The sequence below is a fragment of the Geodermatophilus sp. SYSU D00708 genome, from assembly GCF_054050115.1.
On the sequence record NZ_JBJGYS010000003.1, the window covers coordinates 41236 to 59330 of the forward strand.

Annotated in this window: 22 protein-coding genes; 11 read left to right on the forward strand and 11 right to left on the reverse strand. The window is 76.7% G+C overall.

Annotated features, from left to right (window positions below; all coding sequences use genetic code 11):
- Positions 1–79: 79 nt before the first annotated feature.
- The 3 genes from ACI79D_RS03645 to ACI79D_RS03655 all read left to right on the forward strand — a co-directional run bounded on the left by ACI79D_RS03645 (position 80) and on the right by ACI79D_RS03655 (position 2578).
- The gene (locus ACI79D_RS03645; RefSeq protein ID WP_456916950.1) at positions 80–1171 is read left to right on the forward strand and encodes an AbrB family transcriptional regulator; all 1092 of its coding nucleotides are present in this window, start codon (positions 80–82) and stop codon (positions 1169–1171) included.
- A 23-nt stretch (positions 1172–1194) separates the two neighbouring features.
- Positions 1195–2247 (forward strand): LLM class flavin-dependent oxidoreductase, encoded by a 1053-nt coding sequence (locus tag ACI79D_RS03650; protein WP_456916951.1) that lies wholly within the window; start codon positions 1195–1197, stop codon positions 2245–2247.
- Between the two features lie 64 nt (positions 2248–2311).
- Positions 2312–2578 carry a hypothetical protein gene (locus tag ACI79D_RS03655; RefSeq protein WP_456916952.1) on the forward strand — a complete coding sequence of 89 codons (267 nt, stop codon included), beginning with the start codon at positions 2312–2314 and terminating at the stop codon, positions 2576–2578.
- 4 nt (positions 2579–2582) lie between these two features.
- On the opposite strand, the gene ACI79D_RS03660 is transcribed toward ACI79D_RS03655, so the two are convergent.
- Positions 2583–3314 carry a class I SAM-dependent methyltransferase gene (locus tag ACI79D_RS03660; protein ID WP_456916953.1) on the reverse strand — a complete coding sequence of 244 codons (732 nt, stop codon included), beginning with the start codon at positions 3312–3314 and terminating at the stop codon, positions 2583–2585.
- A 15-nt stretch (positions 3315–3329) separates the two neighbouring features.
- Positions 3330–3869, reverse strand: a complete 540-nt coding sequence (locus ACI79D_RS03665) for a type II toxin-antitoxin system PemK/MazF family toxin (protein ID WP_456916954.1) — start codon at positions 3867–3869, stop codon at positions 3330–3332.
- A 213-nt stretch (positions 3870–4082) separates the two neighbouring features.
- Between ACI79D_RS03665 and ACI79D_RS03670 the strand changes: the two genes are divergently transcribed.
- Positions 4083–4235, forward strand: coding sequence for a hypothetical protein (locus ACI79D_RS03670; protein WP_456916955.1), 153 nt, complete (start codon positions 4083–4085; stop codon positions 4233–4235).
- Positions 4236–4257: 22 nt separating this feature from the next.
- Here the strand turns inward: ACI79D_RS03670 and ACI79D_RS03675 are convergent, their stop codons facing one another.
- Positions 4258–4683 (reverse strand): VOC family protein, encoded by a 426-nt coding sequence (locus ACI79D_RS03675; protein ID WP_456916956.1) that lies wholly within the window; start codon positions 4681–4683, stop codon positions 4258–4260.
- A gap of 81 nt (positions 4684–4764) precedes the next feature.
- Entirely contained in the window at positions 4765–5355 is a 591-nt protein-coding gene (locus ACI79D_RS03680; protein ID WP_456916957.1) for an MSMEG_1061 family FMN-dependent PPOX-type flavoprotein, read from the reverse strand.
- A gap of 33 nt (positions 5356–5388) precedes the next feature.
- Here ACI79D_RS03680 and ACI79D_RS03685 point away from each other — a divergent pair, with 33 nt between their 5' ends.
- Positions 5389–5778, forward strand: a complete 390-nt coding sequence (locus tag ACI79D_RS03685; protein WP_456916958.1) for an acyl-CoA thioesterase — start codon at positions 5389–5391, stop codon at positions 5776–5778.
- Here ACI79D_RS03685 and ACI79D_RS03690 read toward each other — a convergent pair.
- From ACI79D_RS03690 to ACI79D_RS03710, 5 genes are all read right to left on the reverse strand, one after another.
- Positions 5775–7283, reverse strand: coding sequence for a cobyric acid synthase (locus ACI79D_RS03690; RefSeq protein WP_456916959.1), 1509 nt, complete (start codon positions 7281–7283; stop codon positions 5775–5777). The two genes, ACI79D_RS03685 and ACI79D_RS03690, sit on opposite strands and share 4 nt — an antisense overlap.
- Positions 7280–7945 (reverse strand): lysophospholipid acyltransferase family protein, encoded by a 666-nt coding sequence (locus ACI79D_RS03695; RefSeq protein ID WP_456916960.1) that lies wholly within the window; start codon positions 7943–7945, stop codon positions 7280–7282. The genes ACI79D_RS03690 and ACI79D_RS03695 overlap by 4 nt, the downstream gene beginning before the upstream one ends.
- 134 nt (positions 7946–8079) lie before the next feature.
- Positions 8080–8835, reverse strand: coding sequence for an ANTAR domain-containing protein (locus tag ACI79D_RS03700; RefSeq protein ID WP_456916961.1), 756 nt, complete (start codon positions 8833–8835; stop codon positions 8080–8082).
- Positions 8836–9049: 214 nt separating this feature from the next.
- Complete coding sequence (gene yczR, locus ACI79D_RS03705) at positions 9050–10498, reverse strand: MocR-like transcription factor YczR (protein WP_456916962.1); 1449 nt, start codon at positions 10496–10498, stop codon at positions 9050–9052.
- A 249-nt stretch (positions 10499–10747) separates the two neighbouring features.
- Entirely contained in the window at positions 10748–11728 is a 981-nt protein-coding gene (locus ACI79D_RS03710) for a cobalamin biosynthesis protein (RefSeq protein WP_456917217.1), read from the reverse strand.
- A gap of 131 nt (positions 11729–11859) precedes the next feature.
- Between ACI79D_RS03710 and def the strand changes: the two genes are divergently transcribed.
- The 3 genes from def to cobM all read left to right on the forward strand — a co-directional run bounded on the left by def (position 11860) and on the right by cobM (position 14451).
- Positions 11860–12417, forward strand: coding sequence for a peptide deformylase (gene def / locus ACI79D_RS03715; protein WP_456916963.1), 558 nt, complete (start codon positions 11860–11862; stop codon positions 12415–12417).
- A gap of 79 nt (positions 12418–12496) precedes the next feature.
- The gene (gene cbiE, locus ACI79D_RS03720) at positions 12497–13714 is read left to right on the forward strand and encodes a precorrin-6y C5,15-methyltransferase (decarboxylating) subunit CbiE (RefSeq protein ID WP_456916964.1); all 1218 of its coding nucleotides are present in this window, start codon (positions 12497–12499) and stop codon (positions 13712–13714) included.
- On the forward strand, positions 13711–14451 hold the full coding sequence (cobM, locus tag ACI79D_RS03725; RefSeq protein WP_456916965.1) for a precorrin-4 C(11)-methyltransferase: 741 nt from the start codon (positions 13711–13713) through the stop codon (positions 14449–14451). Before cbiE ends, cobM begins: the two co-directional genes overlap by 4 nt.
- A gap of 59 nt (positions 14452–14510) precedes the next feature.
- Here cobM and ACI79D_RS03730 read toward each other — a convergent pair whose 3' ends face one another.
- Positions 14511–15605 (reverse strand): cobalt-precorrin-5B (C(1))-methyltransferase, encoded by a 1095-nt coding sequence (locus ACI79D_RS03730; protein WP_456916966.1) that lies wholly within the window; start codon positions 15603–15605, stop codon positions 14511–14513.
- A gap of 26 nt (positions 15606–15631) precedes the next feature.
- Between ACI79D_RS03730 and ACI79D_RS03735 the strand changes: the two genes are divergently transcribed.
- The gene (locus tag ACI79D_RS03735; protein WP_456916967.1) at positions 15632–16357 is read left to right on the forward strand and encodes a cobalt-precorrin-6A reductase; all 726 of its coding nucleotides are present in this window, start codon (positions 15632–15634) and stop codon (positions 16355–16357) included.
- 3 nt (positions 16358–16360) lie between these two features.
- Here ACI79D_RS03735 and ACI79D_RS03740 read toward each other — a convergent pair whose 3' ends face one another.
- Positions 16361–16753: a hypothetical protein gene (locus ACI79D_RS03740; protein WP_456916968.1), complete on the reverse strand. Its 393-nt coding sequence runs from the start codon at positions 16751–16753 to the stop codon at positions 16361–16363.
- Between the two features lie 116 nt (positions 16754–16869).
- Between ACI79D_RS03740 and ACI79D_RS03745 the strand changes: the two genes are divergently transcribed.
- Together ACI79D_RS03745 and ACI79D_RS03750 are read left to right on the forward strand one after the other, a co-directional pair.
- Positions 16870–17520: an HAD hydrolase-like protein gene (locus tag ACI79D_RS03745; protein WP_456916969.1), complete on the forward strand. Its 651-nt coding sequence runs from the start codon at positions 16870–16872 to the stop codon at positions 17518–17520.
- Positions 17521–17586: 66 nt separating this feature from the next.
- Positions 17587–18078 carry an FBP domain-containing protein gene (locus ACI79D_RS03750; RefSeq protein ID WP_456916970.1) on the forward strand — a complete coding sequence of 164 codons (492 nt, stop codon included), beginning with the start codon at positions 17587–17589 and terminating at the stop codon, positions 18076–18078.
- Positions 18079–18095: the final 17 nt, after the last annotated feature.

An 18095-nucleotide genomic window follows, 5' to 3' on the forward strand; every position in this document is an offset into this window, starting at 1 on the left:
TGCCCTGGACGGGGCCACGGCGGGTCCCTGCAGAGGGGCCGCCCCGGGCTCGCGGAGGTCGGCGGGCAGAGTGGGCACCGTGGGGGGTCCGGGGCGCATCGCGCGGCTGGTGGACGCGGCACTGGTCCTCGTCGCCGCGGTCGCGGCCACCGTCCTCTTCGACGCCCTCGACCTGCCCTCGCCCTCGCTGTTCGGCGGCCTGGTGGTCGGCCTGGTCCGCGGCCTGGCCGGACGGCGGCGGCTCGTGGTCCCGCGCCCCGGGATGATCGCCGCGCAGGGCCTGATCGGGGTCTCCATCGGCGCGCTGGTCGACCTGGAGACCCTCGCCGCGATCGGCCGGGACTGGCTGCCGGTCCTGTCGGTCACGATCGGCACGCTGGTGCTGACCCTGCTGGCCGGGCTGCTGATGCGGCTGCAGCCGGGGATCAGCCCGGTGACCGGCGCGTTCGCGATGATCGCCGGCGGCGCGTCGGGGATCACCGTGATGGCCCGGGAGCTCGGCGCCGACGACCGGATGGTCGCCGTCCTCCAGTACCTGAGGGTGCTGATCATCGTCGTGCTGATGCCGGTGACGGCGACGGCGGTGTTCGGCGCCGCGCCCGGAGCCGGCGGCGCGGTGGTGGACGACGCCGGCCCGGGCTGGCCGGTCGACCTGCTGTTCTGCGCGGTCTGCCTGCTGGCCGGCGTCCCGCTGGCGCGGCTGCTGCGCATCCCGGTACCGGCGCTGCTCGGGCCGATGCTCGTGGCGACCGGCCTGGACCTGAGCGGCCTGTCACGGGGCGCGGAGGTCCCCACGGCGCTCGGCCTGGCGGCGTTCCTGCTGATCGGCCTGACGGTGGGGCTGAACTTCACCCGCGACAGCCTGCGCACCGTCGGGCGCGCGCTGCCGCTGGCGCTGGCGATCATCCTGGGCCTGATCGCGGCGTGCGCCGGCCTCGGCGCGGTCCTCACCGTGACGACCGACGCCAGCGCCCTCGACGCCTACCTGGCCACGACGCCCGGCGGGCTGTACGCGGTCCTGGCCACGGCCCAGGACGGCGGCGCCGACGCCACCTTCGTGCTCGCCGTCCAGGTGCTCCGGCTGTTCGTGATGCTGCTGTCCGCGCCGTTGCTCGCCCGCTGGCTGCGCCGCGCCGGCCCGGGGGAATCCGAGCCGGCGACAGGTGGTTGACCGTTCAACCGACGAGGCAGGGAGTGACAGTGGAGCTCGGGGTCTACACGTTCGGCGACGTCCTCCGGGACCCGCACACCGGGACGACGATCAGCCCCGAGCAGCGGCTGGCGAACCTGCTCGAGGAGATCGAGCTCGCCGACCAGGTGGGACTCGACGTCTTCGGCGTGGGGGAGCACCACCGGCCCGACTACGCGGTCAGCTCGCCGTCCACCGTGCTCGCCGCGGCCGCCGTCCGGACGACGCGGATCCGGTTGACCAGCGCGGTCACCGTGCTGTCCTCCGAGGACCCGGTGCGGGTGTTCCAGCAGTTCGCCACCGTCGACCTGCTCTCCCACGGCCGGGCGGAGGTCATGGCCGGGCGCGGGTCGTTCATCGAGTCCTTCCCGCTGTTCGGGTACGACCTCGACGACTACGACGAGCTGTTCGCCGAGAAGCTGGACCTGCTGCTCGCGCTGCGCGACTCCGAGCGGGTCACCTGGAAGGGCCGGCACCGCGCCGCGCTGGCCGACCAGCCGGTCTTCCCCCGCCCGGTGCAGGACCCGCTGCCGGTGTGGGTGGCGGTGGGCGGCAACCCGCAGTCCGTCGTCCGGGCCGGTGCATTGGGTCTGCCGCTGGCGCTGGCGATCATCGGCGGCGAGCCGGCCCGCTTCACCCCGCTGGCCCAGCTGCACCGCCGGGCCGCGGCGCAGTACGGGCACGGGCCGCTGCCGGTCTCGATCAACTCCCACGGCTTCGTCGCCGACACCTCGCAGGCCGCCGCCGACAGCTTCTACGACACCTACGCCGAGGTGATGACCCAGCTGGGCCGCGAGCGCGGGTGGGGCCCGATGACCCGCCCGGACTTCGGCGCCCTGGCCGGGCTGCACGGCGCGGTCGTCGTCGGAAGCCCCCAGCAGGTCGCCGAGAAGATCCTCTTCCAGCACGAGCTGTTCGGGCACGACCGGTTCCTGATGCAGTCCTCGCTGGGCGCCGCCCCGCACCGCGAGGTCCTGCGCTCGATCGAGCTGCTCGGCACCGAGGTCGCCCCGATCGTCCGCGCGGAGCTCGCCTCGCGCGCCGGGACGTCGGACTGATCACCTCATCGGGGAGCCCCCGCGGCCGCCCGACGCGCCTACCCTCGACCGGGGCGCGAGGGAGGTGAGCACGCTGGCCGAGGACACGGAGGGCGCCGAGACGAGGGGCGCCGAGGACGCCGTGCTGCTGTTCGTCGGTGGCCCGCTCGACGGGCGGGTGGAGATCCGGGAGGCGAGGCACGGGCAGCCGCTGCCGACGATCACCCACGTCCACCTCCACGGCGGCCCGAAGGTCGTGCACCGCTACGACCTGACCACGCTCACCGGGACGGCCGGCGTCTACACCGTGCGGCCGCGCCAGACCGTGCGCGACGAGTCGGTCGCGGACTGACCGCTCACCGGCGCCGCAGCACGAACCCCGCGTAGCCGTACTCGCCGGCCCGGGTGCGCCGCAGGTCCACCTCGGTCCGGGCCTGGGCCAGCACCGCCGCCGTCGCCTCGTCGGGGTCCGGCCACGCGTCGATCGCCGCCGCCAGCGGGACGTAGTACTCGTCCTCCCAGTCCGAGTCGGGCAGCAGTCGGGTGGCGACGACCTCCCAGCCCGCCGCGCGCGCCGCCGCCTCGGTCGCCGCGACGTCGCGCATCGCCGGGTACGCGGCCCAGAACGCGCGGGTGTCGGCCGAGGGGTGCGCGGTCGTCCACACGACCTCGGTGAACACCAGCACGCCGCCGGAGGGGAGCAGCCGGCGCCAGTCCTGCAGTGCGGCGTCGACTCCCATCAGGTAGGCCGCGCCCTCGCACCACAGCAGGTCGAAGGCCCGGTCGAGGAACGGCAGGGCGGCCATCGACGCGCGGACGACGGCGACCCTGCCGGCCTGCCCGGCGTCGACGGCGGCCTGCCGCGCCCGGCGGAGGAACGGCTCGTGCAGGTCGACGGCGACGACGCGGGCGCCGGCCGCGGCGACCACCAGCGACGCCCGGCCCGGTCCGCACCCGATGTCGAGGGCGAGGGGCTCGGCCGGCAGGTCCCCGGCGAGGTCGAGCAGCGCGCGGGTCGTCGCGTCGGAGCCGACGCCCTCGCGCGGCAGGTCACGGTGCAGGGTCCAGAAGACCTCGGCGGCGTCCATCCCGGAGGGGTGCGCTCAGGCGCCGTGGAACGCGCGGACGGCGGCGACCACCTCGTCGAAGCGCGCCCGGTCCAGGGCGGCTCCGACGCGGCGTGCGGCGGTGGGGGGCACCGTGAGCAGGCGGTCCAGGCGTACCTCGCTGGGCCGGCCCTGCGGATCCCAGGCGCCCCGCCCGACGTCGAGCCAGTACCGCCCGTGCCGCGCCTCGTCGGCCGCGTCGAGGTCGTGGTCCTGGCTGGAGAGCATCAGGCCGACCAGTTCCTCGCCCCGCCGCCCGACGACGAGCACGGGGCGGTCCTTGCCGCGGCCGTCGCCCTCGTCGAAGGGGACCCAGGCCCACACCACCTCGCCCGGGTCGGGCCGGTCGTCGGGCCGGGGGCGGTAGCCGAGGTCGACCCGGGCGAGGCCGCCGTCGAGGTCCCGGACGCCGGGACCGGAGACCTCGGCCGTGACGACGCGCCCGCGGCCGCGCGGGCGGCGGACCGCACGCGTGGCCGGCTGCGTGACCGCGCGCAGCACCCCGGTGAGCCGTCGGACGAGCCCGCTTCGCGCCATGTCCGCACGGTACGGACCCCGCTCGCCCGGTGACGGTGAACACCATGTGTCCCACGTGACACTCCGGTACCAATCAGTCACGTTCGCGGTTGGAACTGCCGATAGAGGGGCACCATGACGGCACGGGGTGGTCAGAGGTGGCCCTCCGGGAGAGGGGGGTCCTCGATGACCTCGGCCCAGCCGGTACCTCCGGCCGCACCACGTTCGCGGGAGGTGAAGGCCAGCGTCCTCGCGGCCTTCCAGCTCGTGGAGGACGCCCGCTACCTCGGCACCAACGACCGCCGCACCAGACGCGGACGACGCCGCGCGATCGCCGAGCGCACCGTCGCCTACCGCAAGCTCGCCCGGGACCTGCGCGCCAGCTGAAGGGCCCCCTGCAGGGGAGCCGCTAGGCGACGCAGAACTCGTTGCCCTCCGGATCGCGCAGTGTCGCCCACTCGAACGGGCCCTGCTTCTCCCGGTACAGCTCGGTGGCACCCATCCCCACCAGCCGGGAGACCTCGTCGTCGCGCCGCTCGGGCCCCACGTGCAGGTCCAGGTGCACGCGGTTCTTGACCGTCTTGGCCTCGGGGACGAGCTGGAAGAGCACCCGCGGCCGGCCCGGGGCGGGTGACCGCAGCGCCGCCCCGACCCGCCACACCAGCGCGCCGCGGTGCGTGGTGGTGTCGGACTCCGCCGCCGCGCCGGACTCCACCATCCGGCGGATGAACGCCTCGTCCTGGGCCTCCACCTGCCAGCCCAGGGCGTCGGCCCACCAGTCGGCCAGCCCGTGCGGGTCGGCGCTGTCGATCACGATCTGCACGTCGGTCGCCATGGGCGCACCGTAGGGCCGGGTACCGACGACTCGCGGGCACCGACGACTCGCGGCGCCGGCGACCCGAAGGGTGCCGGTGGCTCAGAGCTCCTCGGCCAGCCCGGCGCGCATCACCGCGTCGTCCGGCAGCGGGGTGGTCAGCCGGCAGTGGTCGGCGAAGACCACGCGCATCGGGGCGAACGCCGAGCGCTCGACCCGCCGCTGCGGGTCCCACAGCCCCGAGCGCATCACCGACTTGGCGCACTGGAAGTAGGCCCGCTCGACGGTCACCACGAGCACCGAGCGGGGCGCGCGGCCGAACTCGGTGAGGTCCACGTCGAGCTCCTCGGGCGCGGCCAGCTCCGCGGTGCCGTACACGCGGAGGGTCTCCTCGATGCCGGGTACCAGGAACAGCACCGCCACTCGCGGGTTGCCCGCCACGTTGCGCAGGCTGTCCACCCGGTTGTTGCCCGGCCGGTCGGGGAGGGCCAGCCGGTGCGCGTCGAGCACCTTGACGAAGCCCGGGTCGCCGCCGCGCGGCGAGACGTCCGGCCAGCCCTCGGCCGACGCCGTGGACAGCGTGGCGAACGGCGCGAGCCCGATGAAGGCGGTGCAGTGCCGGTCGAGGTGGTCGATCACCTTGTCCTGCACCAGCTGGGAGGGGTCGCGGTACCGGGCCAGCACGTCGTCCATGGGCCCGACGCTAGCGGGCTAGCGTTCGGCCTCGTGCCCGCGCAGTGGAGCTCCCCGGTCCGGTACGTCGAGTGCGACCAACAGGGCGTGGTGTTCAACGCCCACTACCTCACCTGGGCCGACGAGGCCTCCACCGTCTGGTGGGCCTCGATGGGGCTGCCCTGGGCGGAGCTCACCGAGCGCCGCATCGACCCGCTGGTCAAGGCCAGCACGCTGGAGTGGGCGTCCCCCGCCCGCTGGGGCGACACCGTCACCGTGGACGCCGAGACCGAGCGGGTGGGGCGCACCAGCGTCACGGCGCGGTTCACCGTGCGCGTCGGGGAGCGGGCCTGCTGCGTCGTCCGGACGACGTACGTGTGCGTGGCCGACGGCGCGGCCGCGGCCTGGCCGGACGACGTCCGGGAGCGGCTGGCCGCGGGCTAGCGACCGGCCCCCGGCGGGAGCAGCGGGAGCCCGTCCGGGACGCCCTCCTCGACCAGCCGCCAGAGCGCCCGGGTGTCGGCGTGCTCGGCGACCAGGTCGCCCAGTGCGTCGAGCCGGCGCTCCCGGACCGCGGCGAAGTCGGTGTCCGGCGCGGGGACGAACCGCCGGCCGGTCGCCCGTGCCACCTCGGCCAGGAACGCCCGCCGGAAGGCGTCGTTCTCGAACGCCCCGTGCCAGGTGGTGCCCCAGACGGCGCCGGACCGGGCGCCGTCGAGGAAGGGCTCGGCGGTGTCGTCGACGGTCACCACGCCGTGGTGGATCTCGTAGCCGCGCACCGCCTCGCCGAACGCCGTCCCCACCGGCCGGCCCAGGGTCTTCTCCCGGGCGAAGCGGACGTCGGCCGGCAGCAGCCCGAGCCCCGGGACCGCGCCGGCCCGCGACTCGACGTCGTCGGTGATGGTCCGCGCCAGCATCTGGTGGCCCCCGCAGATGCCCAGCACCGGCCGGCCCTCCGCGGCCCGCCGCGACACGGCGTCGGCCAGCCCGGTGGCGCGCAGCCAGCGCAGGTCGGCGACGGTGGCGCGGGTGCCGGGCAGCACGACCAGGTCGGCGTCGGCCAGCTCCTGCGGCGTGGTCGCGTAGCGGACCAGCACGCCGGGCTCGGCGGCCAGCGCGTCGACGTCGGTGGAGTTGGACAGCCTCGGCAGCCGCGCGACGGCGACCCGCAGCACGTCCTCCCCGTGCGGCGGGCCGGCCGCGGCCCGGGGTCTCCCGAGGCCGAGGGAGTCCTCGACGTCGAGGTCGAGACCGTCGCGCCACGGCAGCACGCCGAGCGTGGGCCGCCCGGTCAGCCCGGTCAGCGCCTCCAGGCCCGGGCGCAGCAGCCGGACGTCGCCGCGGAACTTGTTCACCAGGAAGCCCGCGACCAGCCGCTGGTCGGCCGGGGGCATGAGCGCGACGGTGCCGTACAGGGCGGGGAACACCCCGCCCCGGTCGATGTCGCCGACGACGACCACCGGCAGTCCCGCGGCGGTGGCCAGGCCCATGTTGGCGATGTCGTCGGCCCGCAGGTTGATCTCCGTGGGGGAGCCCGCGCCCTCGCAGACCACGACGTCGAACCGGGCGCGCAGGTCGGCGAGGCTGGCCAGCACCTGCTCGAGCAGCGCCGCCTTCATCGGCCGGTAGGAGAGCGCGGTCACCTCGGCGACCGGCTTGCCGAGGACGACGACGTGGCTGGAGTCCTCGCCGCCGGGCTTGAGCAGCACCGGGTTCATCGCCGCCTCGGGCTCGACGCGGGCGGCCGCGGCCTGCACCACCTGGGCCCGGCCGATCTCCGCGCCGTCGGGGGTGACCATCGAGTTGTTGCTCATGTTCTGCGCCTTGAACGGGGCCACCGAGACCCCCTGGCGCACCAGCCAGCGGCAGATGCCGGCCGTGACCACGGACTTGCCGGCGTCCGACGTCGTCCCGGCGACGAGCAGCGCGCCGGGGCGGCTGCGGGTCACGCCACCTCGCGGGGCACGCCCCAGCCGGCCTTCTCCTGCCCCGACAGCTCGGCGATCGCCTCCATGATCCGGTCGGTCACCGCCCGGCGGGCGCGGCCGTTGCCGGCCATGCCCCGGTACTCGGGGAAGGTGAGCGGCTCGCCGTAGGTGACCGAGACCTTGTGCGGCCGCGGCCACCTGGCGTCGACCGGCTGCACCTCGTCGGTGCCGGACACCGCGACCGGGACGACGGGGCAGTCGGCGGTCAGCGCCAGCCAGGCGACACCGGTCTTGCCGCGGGCCAGCCGGCCGTCGCGCGAGCGGGTGCCCTCGGGGTAGATGCCGAACCCCTCGCCGCGGCGGAGGACCCCGAGCGCGGTGTCCAGGGCCTCCTGCGCCGCGCGGGAGGTCTGCCGCTCGACGGGCATGGCGCCCAGCGCGGTGAACAGCTGCTTGGACAGCCAGCCGCCGATGCCGGGTCCGGTGAAGTACTCGGCCTTGGCCAGGTAGTGCACCCGCCGCGGGGCCGAGAGCGGGATGACCATGCTGTCGATGAACGACAGGTGGTTGCTGGCCAGGATCACCGGCCCGGTGGGCGGGACGTTCTCCTTCCCGGTCACGCGCATGCGGAGGACCGCGTGGAACAGCGGGCGCAGCAGGAACCGGGCGACGAGGTAGAGCACGCCGCGCTTCCCCTCTCGGCTCGGGGAGCCGCCGGCGGCTGCCGACGACAGCGGGCATTCTCCCGTGCCGGAACGGCCCTCCTGCAGGGGCCCGCCGCGAGCCTGCGAGGGGTGGGGGGCAGGAGGGTCCTTTCTCAGTGCATGCGCGGTGTGGGCGGGCAGACGTCCCGGATCAGGGCCCGCACGTCCGCCGGCAGGGACGACCGGCCCGCGGCGGACTCGGCGATCGCCACGGCCACGTCGCGGACCTTGCGGTGGCAGTTGCTGGAGATGTGCGCCAGCAGGTCGAAGGCCACCTGCTCACCGCAGCTGGTGAGCAGCATCAGGATGCCCTTGGCCTGCTCGATCGCCGCCCGGCTGGCCATCGCGGTGCGCAGCTGGCACACCTCGGTCTCCAGCGCCTGGACCCGGTCGTCGACCGACCCGTGGGCGCACGACGCCGCGTCGACCTCCACCTCCTCGGGCAGGAGGACCAGCAGGCCCTCCAGCGCGTCCACCGACCCGGCCGCGTCCACCACCGGTTCCCCGACGAGGACGGCGGGCGTGCCGAGGCCGCTCCGGCTGCCGAGGCGCACGCGCAGCGAGAAGGGCAGCCCGTCGGCGCAGGCCCGGGTGATCGCGTCGAGCGCCCGCGACCGGTCGCCCGGGTGCAGGGCCCGCGCCAGCAGCTCCGCGCAGGGGTGCGCGCCTCCGCGCGGGAGGCCGAGCAGCCTGGCCATCTCCGGCGACCACGCCCAGTTGCCGGTGCGCCGGTCGTGGCGGAACCGCCCGGCCAGCCGGTGCGGCGTGGGGACCGGTCGCGAGGCAGGCGTACCGGGACGGGCCGCCGGCGTGGGGTGGTCGGCCACGGGGCGGGACCGTCCGAGGGTGGGGGAAGGCGTCGCTGTCATGTCGACTCCACGAGGGTGCCACCGGGCTCGACCCGGTCTCGGGCGCCGCCGGCCGTGTGTTCGACCTCCGCGGTACGCCGGCGGGCGAGGCCGGCCGCTCCGTTCCCCCGGACGGTACGACGCAACGGGAGGTTCTGCACGCGCAGCGACCACCCGATCGCACGCCGCGCCGCGTCGCCACGGCCTGTCCGCGTCCGCACTCCGGGAGGTGTCACTACACGACGGTGGCCGGACGGGCCGGAGACCTGTCGCCGGGCCGCACGGGCAGCCCCGCGGCCACCTCGGCGAGGAGCTCCACCGCGGTCCGCAGCCGGTCGGGCGGCAGGGTGAACGGCAGCCGCAGGTGGTCGTCGAAGGCGTGGCCGGTGCCGAACGCGCGTCCCTCCGCCAGGAGCAGGCCGTGCGCCGCGGCGCCCGCGGTGAGCGCGGCCGAGCTGGTGCCCGCCGGCAACCGGCACCACACCGACAGCCCGCCGGCCGGCCGTGGTGCGGTCCACTCGGGCAGGCACCGGGCCAGCTCGGTGAGCAGCACGTCGCGCCGCTCGCGCAGCACCTGTCGGCGCCGCTCGAGGATGCCGTCGAGCTGCCGCACGAGGACGGTCGCGGCCAGCTGGTCCACGACCCCGACCGACAGCTGCCGACGGCCCAGCGCGGCCCCGAGCTGGTCGGCGAGCGCGGCGTCGGTCCGGAGCCAGCCGATGCGCAGCCCGCCCCAGACGGCCTTGGCCAGACCGCCCACGGTGACCGTCGCCGGGTCGGGCAGCCCCGCGGCGAACGGGGGCAGCGGCCCGTCGTCCAGGTACAGCTCGGCGGTCACCTCGTCGACGACGGCCAGGACGCCGTGCTGCCAGAGGGTCGCCGACAGCCGGCGCCGCCCGGCCGCCGACAGCCGCGCGCCGGAGGGGTTGGAGAAGTCGGGCATGAGGTAGGCCAGCCGGGGGCTGCTCTGCCGCGCGACGATCGCCGCGGCACCCACCAGGGCATCGGGGTCGGCGCCGTCGACCGGCGCGGGCACGCAGCGGCCGCCCGCCGCGCCCACCATCCCGATGGCGCCGGGGTAGGTGGGGTGCTCCACGAGCACGCGGTCACCGGGCTGCAGCAGGGTCGAGACGGCGATCGCCGTGGCGTCCCCGGTGCCGGCGGTGACCACCACCTGGTCGGGGTCGGTGGGCAGGCCGCGGGCGGTGAACCGCTCGGCGATCGCGGCGCGCAGCTCGGGCAGGCCGCTGGGCGCGTAGCCGTGCCCGGTGGTGTACCCGGGCAGCGCCGCCACCGCCTGCTCGTAGGCGGCCTGCACCTCCGGCACCGCCTCCGGGGCGGCGTGGGCCAGGTCGAGCACCTCCGGGTCGGTGCTCGGCGCCCGCCAGCCGCTGCTCGCCGTCGGCAGCTCGGTCACCGTGCCCGAGCCGTGCCGGGTGGCCGCGAACCCCTCCGCGCGCAGCAGCCGGTAGGCCGAGGCGACGGTGACCCGGCTGGCCCCGAGCGCCGTGGCCAGTTCGCGCTCGGCCGGCAGCCGGGTGCCCACGGGCAGCGTCCCGGTGGTGACCAGCTCGCGGACCCTCCGGGCCAGCGCCACGTACCGGGGGCCGGGCAGCGCCCCCAGTGGCTCGACCAGTGTGGCCAGCTCCTGCGCCGAAGTGGACTGGCCAATTCCCGATGGCATGCGGTCCACCATGCCGAAGTGGACCGCTCTACGCCAGTGTTGACGGTGCCAATCTCTGGTCATGACTACAGGTGGTGTCGTCGTCCTGCTCGTCCTCGTCGGGCTGGTCGCCCTGTCGGTGACCACCCTCGCCGTCGCCGTCCGCGGTGGCCGCGGTCCGGCCGACCCGCCGGCCAGCCACGCCCGGACCGACCCGGCCGGCTTCTTCGTCCTGCCCGAGCCGCGGGGCGTCCTGCCGCGGCACCCGGCTCAGCCGCGGCAGTCGCGCGGGCCGCGGCGCAGCCGGGACGTCGTGGCCGCGCCGATCGTGGCCGCGCCGATCGTGGACAGGGCCGCCGCCGCGATCCACACGGCGCGGGAGAGCCGCACCGCGCGCGCGATGTCCCCGGCCGCCGGCGCCCGCCCGCTGCCGAGCACCGGCCGGTCCTCCACCCGGCTGCCGTAGACGTTGCGGCCGCCCAGCCGCAGTCCCAGGGCGCCGGCCAGCGCGGCCTCGCAGCGCCCGGCGTTGGGGCTCGGGTGGGCGGCCCCGTCACGTCGCCAGGCGGTCCAGGCGCCGCGCGCCGAGCCACCGGTCGCCGGGGCGGCGGCCACGGTGAGCGCCGCGGTGACCCGCGCGGGCAGCCAGTTGGCGACGTCGTCCGCCCGGGCGGCCGCCCAGCCGAACCGCGCGTACCGCGGCGACCGGTGGCCGACCATCGCGTCGAGGGTGTTCACCGCCCGGTACGCCAGCAGGCCGGGCACCCCCGCGACCGCGCCCCAGAACAGCGGGGCGACGGCGGCGTCGGAGGTGTTCTCCGCGACCGACTCGACGGTCGCCCGGGCCAGCTCGCCCTCGTCGAGGGACCGGGGGTCCCGGCCGGCGAGGGTGGGCAGCAGGGCCCGGGCGGCGGGCAGGTCCCCGGCGTCCAGCTCCGCGGCCATCGCGGTGGCGGCCCGGCCCAGCGACGTGCCGCCGAGCACCGCCCAGGTGGCCGCCGCCGTCGCGAGGGTGCGGACGGCGCGGCGACCGCGGGTGGCCCGGTCGACGGCGGCGCCCAGCCCGGCGGCGCCGGCCACCAGCGCGGCGGCGTACCCGGCGCCGGCCGCTCGGGAGTCCCGCCAGACCCGGCGCTCCAGCGCCCCGGCCACCCGGCCGAACCCCGCCACCGGGTGGCCGCGGCGCGGATCGGCGAGCAGCAGGTCGGCGGCGGCGCCCAGGGCCAGGCCGACGGCGGTGGGCGTGGTCAGCGGGTCCTCCTCCGGGTGCTCGTGCTCTGCGTGCGCCGCGCAAGCAGAGCACGAGCACGTGGGGGAGCACCCGCGGCGGGAGCACCCGCGGCCCGCCTCGGGAGCGGGAGCCGTCCCTAGGATCGGCGTCCATGCGCCTGCCCGGCCGGTACTCCGGCACAGCCCGGCCGATCGTCACCTACGGGAGTGACCCGGTCCTGCACCGCCCGTGCGCGCCGGTCACCGCCTTCGGCAAGGACCTGCGCCGCCTGGTCCTGGACATGTTCGCCTCCATGGAGGCCGCGGACGGGGTGGGCCTGGCGGCCAACCAGATCGGGGTGGACGCGCGGGTCTTCGTCATCGACTGCCCCGACGCGGCCGGTGAGGACGTCGTCGGCTACGTGGTCAACCCCGAGCTGACGATCCTGGAGCCGCATCAGGGCGAGCCCGCCGAGGAGGTCACCGAGGAGGGCTGCCTGTCGGTGCCCGGCCCCTACGCCGAGCTGCCGCGCGCCTTCCGAGCCCGGGTGGACGGCGTCGACGCGGACGGCGTGCCGGTGTCGATCGAGGCCACCGGGATGGCCGCGCGCTGCCTCCAGCACGAGGTCGACCACCTGGACGGGACCGTCTACGTCGACCGGTTGCCCGAGGAGCTGCGCGAGCGGCTGCTGGCGGAGGCCGCGGGCCCCGGCGGGGAGCTCCCGGCGTGACGACGCCCGAGGGAGCATCGCAGCGAGCGCCAGCGAGCGAGGAGCGGACCGAGGTCGGAGTCGCGCCCATGGGCACGGCGTGACCGTGGCGACGGCCCGGCTCGTCGTCGTCGGCATCGGCGCCGACGGCTGGGACGGGCTCGCGCCGGCGTCGCGGGCCGAGGTGGAGCGCGCGGAGGTGCTCCTGGGCAGCGCCCGCCAGCTCCACCTCGTCCCGGCCTCGGTGGGTGCCCGGCGGGTGCCCTGGCCCTCCCCGCTGAGCGAGGCGCTGCCCGGGCTGCTGGAGGAGCACGCCGGCCGGGCGGTCGTCGTCCTGGCCAGCGGCGACCCGATGCTGTCGGGCATCGGCACCACGCTGACCCGGCTGCTCGGCTCCGGCCGGGTGCGGGTGCTGCCGGCGCCGTCCTCGGTGTCGCTGGCCTGCGCGCGCCTGGGCTGGGCGGTGGAGGAGACCGAGGTGGTCACCCTGGTCGGCCGCCCGCTCGAGCTGCTGCACCCGCACGTGCAGCCGGGGCGGCGGCTGCTGGTCCTCGGGTCCGACGGGCGCACCCCGGCACAGGTCGCCGCGCTGCTCACCGCGCGCGGGTACGGGCCCAGCCGGGTGACCGTGCTGGGCGGCCTCGGCGGCCCCGACGAGGTGGTGCGCACCGGCACCGCGGCCACCTGGTCGCAGTCGGCGCCGGCGCTGGCGGTCACCGCCGTCGAGTGCCGGGCCGACCGGGGGACCGTGCCGCTGCCGACCACCCCCGGGCTGCCCGACGACGCCTACGAGCACGACGGCCAGCTGACCAAGTCCGAGGTGCGGGCGATCACCCTCGCCCGCCTCGCCGCCGTGCCCGGGCAGCTGCTGTGGGACGTCGGCGCCGGAGCGGGCTCGATCGGCATCGAGTGGATGCGGGCGCACCCCACCTGCCGCGCCGTGGCCGTCGAGGCCTCCGCCGAGCGGGCCGAGCGGATCGCCCGCAACGCCTCCCGGCTCGGCGTCCCGTACCTGCGGGTCGTCCACGGCTCGGCCCCCGCCGCGCTCGCGGGCCTGGCCCCGCCGGACGCGGTGTTCGTCGGCGGCGGCCTCACCACCCCGCTGCTGCTGGAGACCTGCTGGGAGGCGCTGGAGTCCGGCGGCCGGCTGGTGGCCACCGCGGTCACGGTGGAGAGCGAGGCGGTGCTGGCGACCTGGCACGCCCGCGTGGGCGGGGCGCTGGTGCGGATCGCCGTCGCGCGGGCCGAGCCGGTGGGCTCCTTCACCGGCTGGCGGCCCGCGATGCCCGTGACCGTCTGGTCGGTGACCAGGCCATGACGGTGCACTTCATCGGAGCGGGCCCGGGCGCGGCCGACCTGGTCACCCTGCGCGCGGCGCGGCTGATCGCCACCTGCCCGGTCTGCCTCTACGCGGGTGCGCTGGTGCCGCGCGAGCTGCTCGACACCGCGCCGCCCGGCGCCCGGCTGGTCGACACCGCCGACCTCGACCTCGACGAGATCACCGCCGAGCTGGTCGCGGCGCACGCGGCCGGCCTCGACGTCGCCCGCCTGCACTCCGGGGACCCCTCGGTCTACAGCGCGATGGCCGAGCAGATGCGCCGGCTGGACGCCGTCGGGGTGCCCTACGACGTGGTGCCGGGGGTGCCGGCGTTCGCCGCGGCGGCCGCGGCGCTCCGGCGGGAGCTCACCGTGCCGGGGGTGGGCCAGACCGTCGTCCTGACCCGCACGTCGGCCCGCTCCACCCCGATGCCGCCGGGGGAGGAGCTGGCCGCCTACGCCGCCACCGGGGCGACCCTGGTGCTGCACCTGGCCGTGCAGCGGATCGCCGAGCTCGCCCCGCAGCTGGCCGAGCACTACGGCGCCGACGGCCCGGTCGCGGTGGTCGCGCGGGCCAGCCGGGACGACGAGCTGGTGCTGCGCGGCACGCTCGCCGACATCGCGCAGCAGGTCGAGGACGCCGGGGTGCGGCGGACGGCGGTCGTCGTCGTGGGGCCGGTGCTGACCGCCGGGCAGTTCCCCGACAGCCACCTCTACTCGACGACCCGGCCCCGGTGATGGCCGCGCTGCAGGGGCCCGCCGCGAGCTCGCGAGCGGTGGGGGGCAGCGGGCTCCTCCTAGGCGCGGCCGACCACGGCGCCGGCGCGGTCGATGACCACGACGTCGACCGCCACCGGGGCGCCGCGCAGCACCCCGAGCGCGGTCCTGCGGGCGCCGGCGGCCACCAGGTCGCCCAGCGGCAGCCCCGCCGCCTGGCACTGCTGCAGCGCGTCGAGCGCCGTGTTCGCCCGCTGCACGCCCTCGACCAGCTCCGGCGCGCCGCCCGCGTCGCGGACCATCGCCGCCAGCGACGCAGGGGACACCTGGGAGCGGCCGGAGTGCAGGTCGAGGTGGCCGTCGGCGAGCTTGGCCAGCTTGCCGATGCCCCCCGCGACGGTCAGCCGCGGCACCGGGTGGCGCCGCAGGTACTTGAGGACGGCGCCGGCGAAGTCCCCCATGTCGAGCAGCGCGTCCTCGGGCAGCCCGTAGAGCTGGCTGACCACCCGCTCGCTGGTCGACCCGGTGCAGCCGGCCACGTGCCGGTGCCCGGCCGCGCGGGCGACGTCGATGCCGCGCCGGATCGAGTCGATCCACGACGAGCACGAGTACGGGACGACGACCCCGGTGGTGCCCAGGATCGACAGCCCGCCGAGGATCCCCAGCCGCGGGTTCCACGTCCTCCGGGCCAGCTCCTCGCCGCCGGCCACCGCGACCTCGACGACGACGTCCCCGGTGCCGCCGTGGCGGGCGGCGACCGCGGCGACGTGCTCGCGAATGAACTTCCGCGGCATCGGGTTGATCGCCGGCTCGCCGACCGGCAGCGGCAGGCCCGGCTTGGTCACCGTGCCCACGCCGGGGCCGGCCCGGAAGACGACGCCGCTGCCGGGTTCCCCGTGGGTGACGCGCGCCGACACCAGCGCGCCGTGGGTGACGTCGGGGTCGTCGCCGGCGTCCTTGACCACGCCGGCGCAGGCCTCGACCCCGGGCGACAGGGACTCGGTGGCCAGGGCGAAGGTCGGGTGCACGTCCCGCGGCAGGTCGATCCCCACCGGGTCGGGGAACTCGCCGGTGAGCAGGGCGGTGTAGGCGGCCGTCGTCGCGGCGGTCGCGCAGGCTCCGGTCGTCCAGCCGTAGCGCAGCCCCGAGGTGCGCTCCCGCCCGGCCTCCGTCACGGGATCAGCATGCACGGGGCGCGGCGGTGACCGGCCGGGTGCTGGTGCTCGGCGGCACGGGGGAGGCCCGGCGGCTGGCCGGGCGGCTGGTCGAGGAGGGTGTGGACGTGCTCAGCTCGCTCGCCGGCCGGGTCGCCGACCCGGTGCTGCCGCCGGGCGAGGTGCGGGTCGGCGGGTTCGGCGGCGTCGAGGGCCTGGCCGCGGCGCTGCACGGCGTGGCGGCGCTGGTCGACGCCACCCACCCGTTCGCGGCGACGATGACCGCGCACGCAGCCGCGGCCGCCGCTGCCACCGGCACGCCGCTGCTGCGGCTGCAGCGGCCCGGCTGGACGGCCGGTCCCGGCGACGACTGGCGCTGGGTGGACTCCCTGGTGGAGGCCGCGCAGGCGGTGGCCGGCTGCGGTTCGGTGTTCCTCAGCACCGGCCGGCAGGGACTGGCCGCCTTCGCCGGCCTGCGCGGCCGCTGCCTGGTCCGGGCGGTCGACCCGCCGTCCCCGCCGCTGCCGGAGCGGACGACGGTCGTGCTCGCCCGCGGCCCGTTCACCGTCGAGGAGGAGCGGGCACTGCTGCGCGAGCACGCCGTCGAGGTCGTCGTCACCAAGGACAGCGGGGGCGGGATGACCGCCGCCAAGCTCACCGCGGCCCGGGAGCTGGGGCTGCCGGTGGTCGTCGTCCGCCGGCCCCCGGTGCCCCCGGGCGTGCCCGTGGTCGCCACGGTGGAGGAGGCGCTCGCCTGGCTGCGCGCCCGGTGAGGACTAGGAGTTCGCGGGCCAGAACGCCCAGGCCGTCACCCACACGATGCCGATGGTGACGAGCAGGGCGACCGGGACGTGCGCCGCGATCTGGCCGTGGCTGCCCAGCCAGGCCTGGAGGAAGGTGAGCAGGAAGGTGACGCCGCTGAGCGCGGCCGGCCACCACACGCGGGTGCGGCGCGCGTACAGGGCCGTGCCGAGCAGGAGGAGACCGGTCGCCACGTGCAGGGCGATCGCGCCCACGCCGTGCCCGCCGGTCCCGTCGCCGGTGGTGATCATCTGGCCGGCGGAGAAGAACTGCCAGAGCAGCACGAGCACCGACAGCACGGCGGCGGCCTGCACCGGCCGGATCGTGGACGTGGGCGCTGCGACGGCGGTGTCACGGGTCCGGGTCATCGGGTCCTCCGGTGCACGGTCGAGGAGAAGTGTTTGAAGATTGGAGCACCATCCGTGAGGACGCGCCAGTGCCCGGCATCGATCGGTCGATCCCCGAACCAGGGGGTCGGCGGCCGGTGACCAGGCTGGTCCTCTTCGACCTCGACGGCACCCTCGTCGACTCGACGCCCGGGATCTGGGCGTCGGTGCGGGTGGCCGCGGCCGCGCTCGGCCTGCCCGAGCCCACGCCGCAGCAGCTGCGGGAGATGGTCGGCCCGCCGCTGCAGGACGGTTTCGCCCTGGTGCTCGGGGTGCCGCCGGACGACGTCCCGCGCGCGGTGGCCGCCTACCGGGCGCATTACGCCGCGGGGGCGCTGCTCGACGTCGGCGTCCACGAGGGCGTCCCGGAGCTGCTCGCCGCGCTGCGGGCCGGTGGCGCCACGCTCGCGGTCGCCACCAGCAAGCCGGAGACCTTCGCCGTCCGGGTGCTGGCGCACACCGGTCTGCTGTCCGCGTTCGCCGGCGTGCACGGGGCCACCCTCGACGGCGCCGTCCGGCACAAGGACCAGGTCGTCGCCGCGGCGCTGGCCGCCCACCCCGGCGGCCGGGACCCGGTGCTGGTCGGCGACCGGGCGCACGACGTCCTGGGTGCCGCGGCGCACGGGCTGCCCTGCATCGGCGCCGGCTGGGGACCGGCGCCCGCCGGCGAGCTGGAGGACGCCGGCGCGGCGGTGGTCGCCGCCACGCCCGCGGAGGTCCTGACGGCGCTGGGCCCGGAATTCGGCTGAGCGATCGGCGACCGTGTGGGCAGGATGTCCGGCGGCAGTCGCTGGACGAGGGAAGGACGCAACACGGTGCGCGCGCTGACGGAGCGGCAGGTACGCCGCTCGTTCCTCAACTGCTCCCGGGGGGAGGCCGACGGCCTGGTCCTGCCGAAGGGCTTCGGCGACCTGGACTGGGCGCAGCTCGAGGTGCTGGGCTGGCGGGACCCGAAGGCGCCGCTGCGCGGGTACCTGGTCCTCGAGGTCGACGAGCAGCCCGTGGGCGTCGCCGTCCGTGCCGCCGACAGCCGCATGTCCAGCCGGACGGCGGCGATGTGCCTGCTGTGCCAGACGGCGCAGCCCGGGGACGGTGTCTCGCTGTTCACCGCCCGGCGGGCGGGGGAGGCCGGGCGCAACGGCAACACCGTCGGCACCTACATCTGCGCCGACCTCGCCTGCTCGCACCGGGTCCGGACCGAGATCCCGCCGTGGCTGCAGGACCGGGACCCGGCCGAGGTCGTGACGCAGCGGGCCGGCGAGCTGCGGGAGCGCGCGCTGGGCTTCCTCGCCGCCGTCCGCCGGTAGAGCAGACGCCGGCCAAC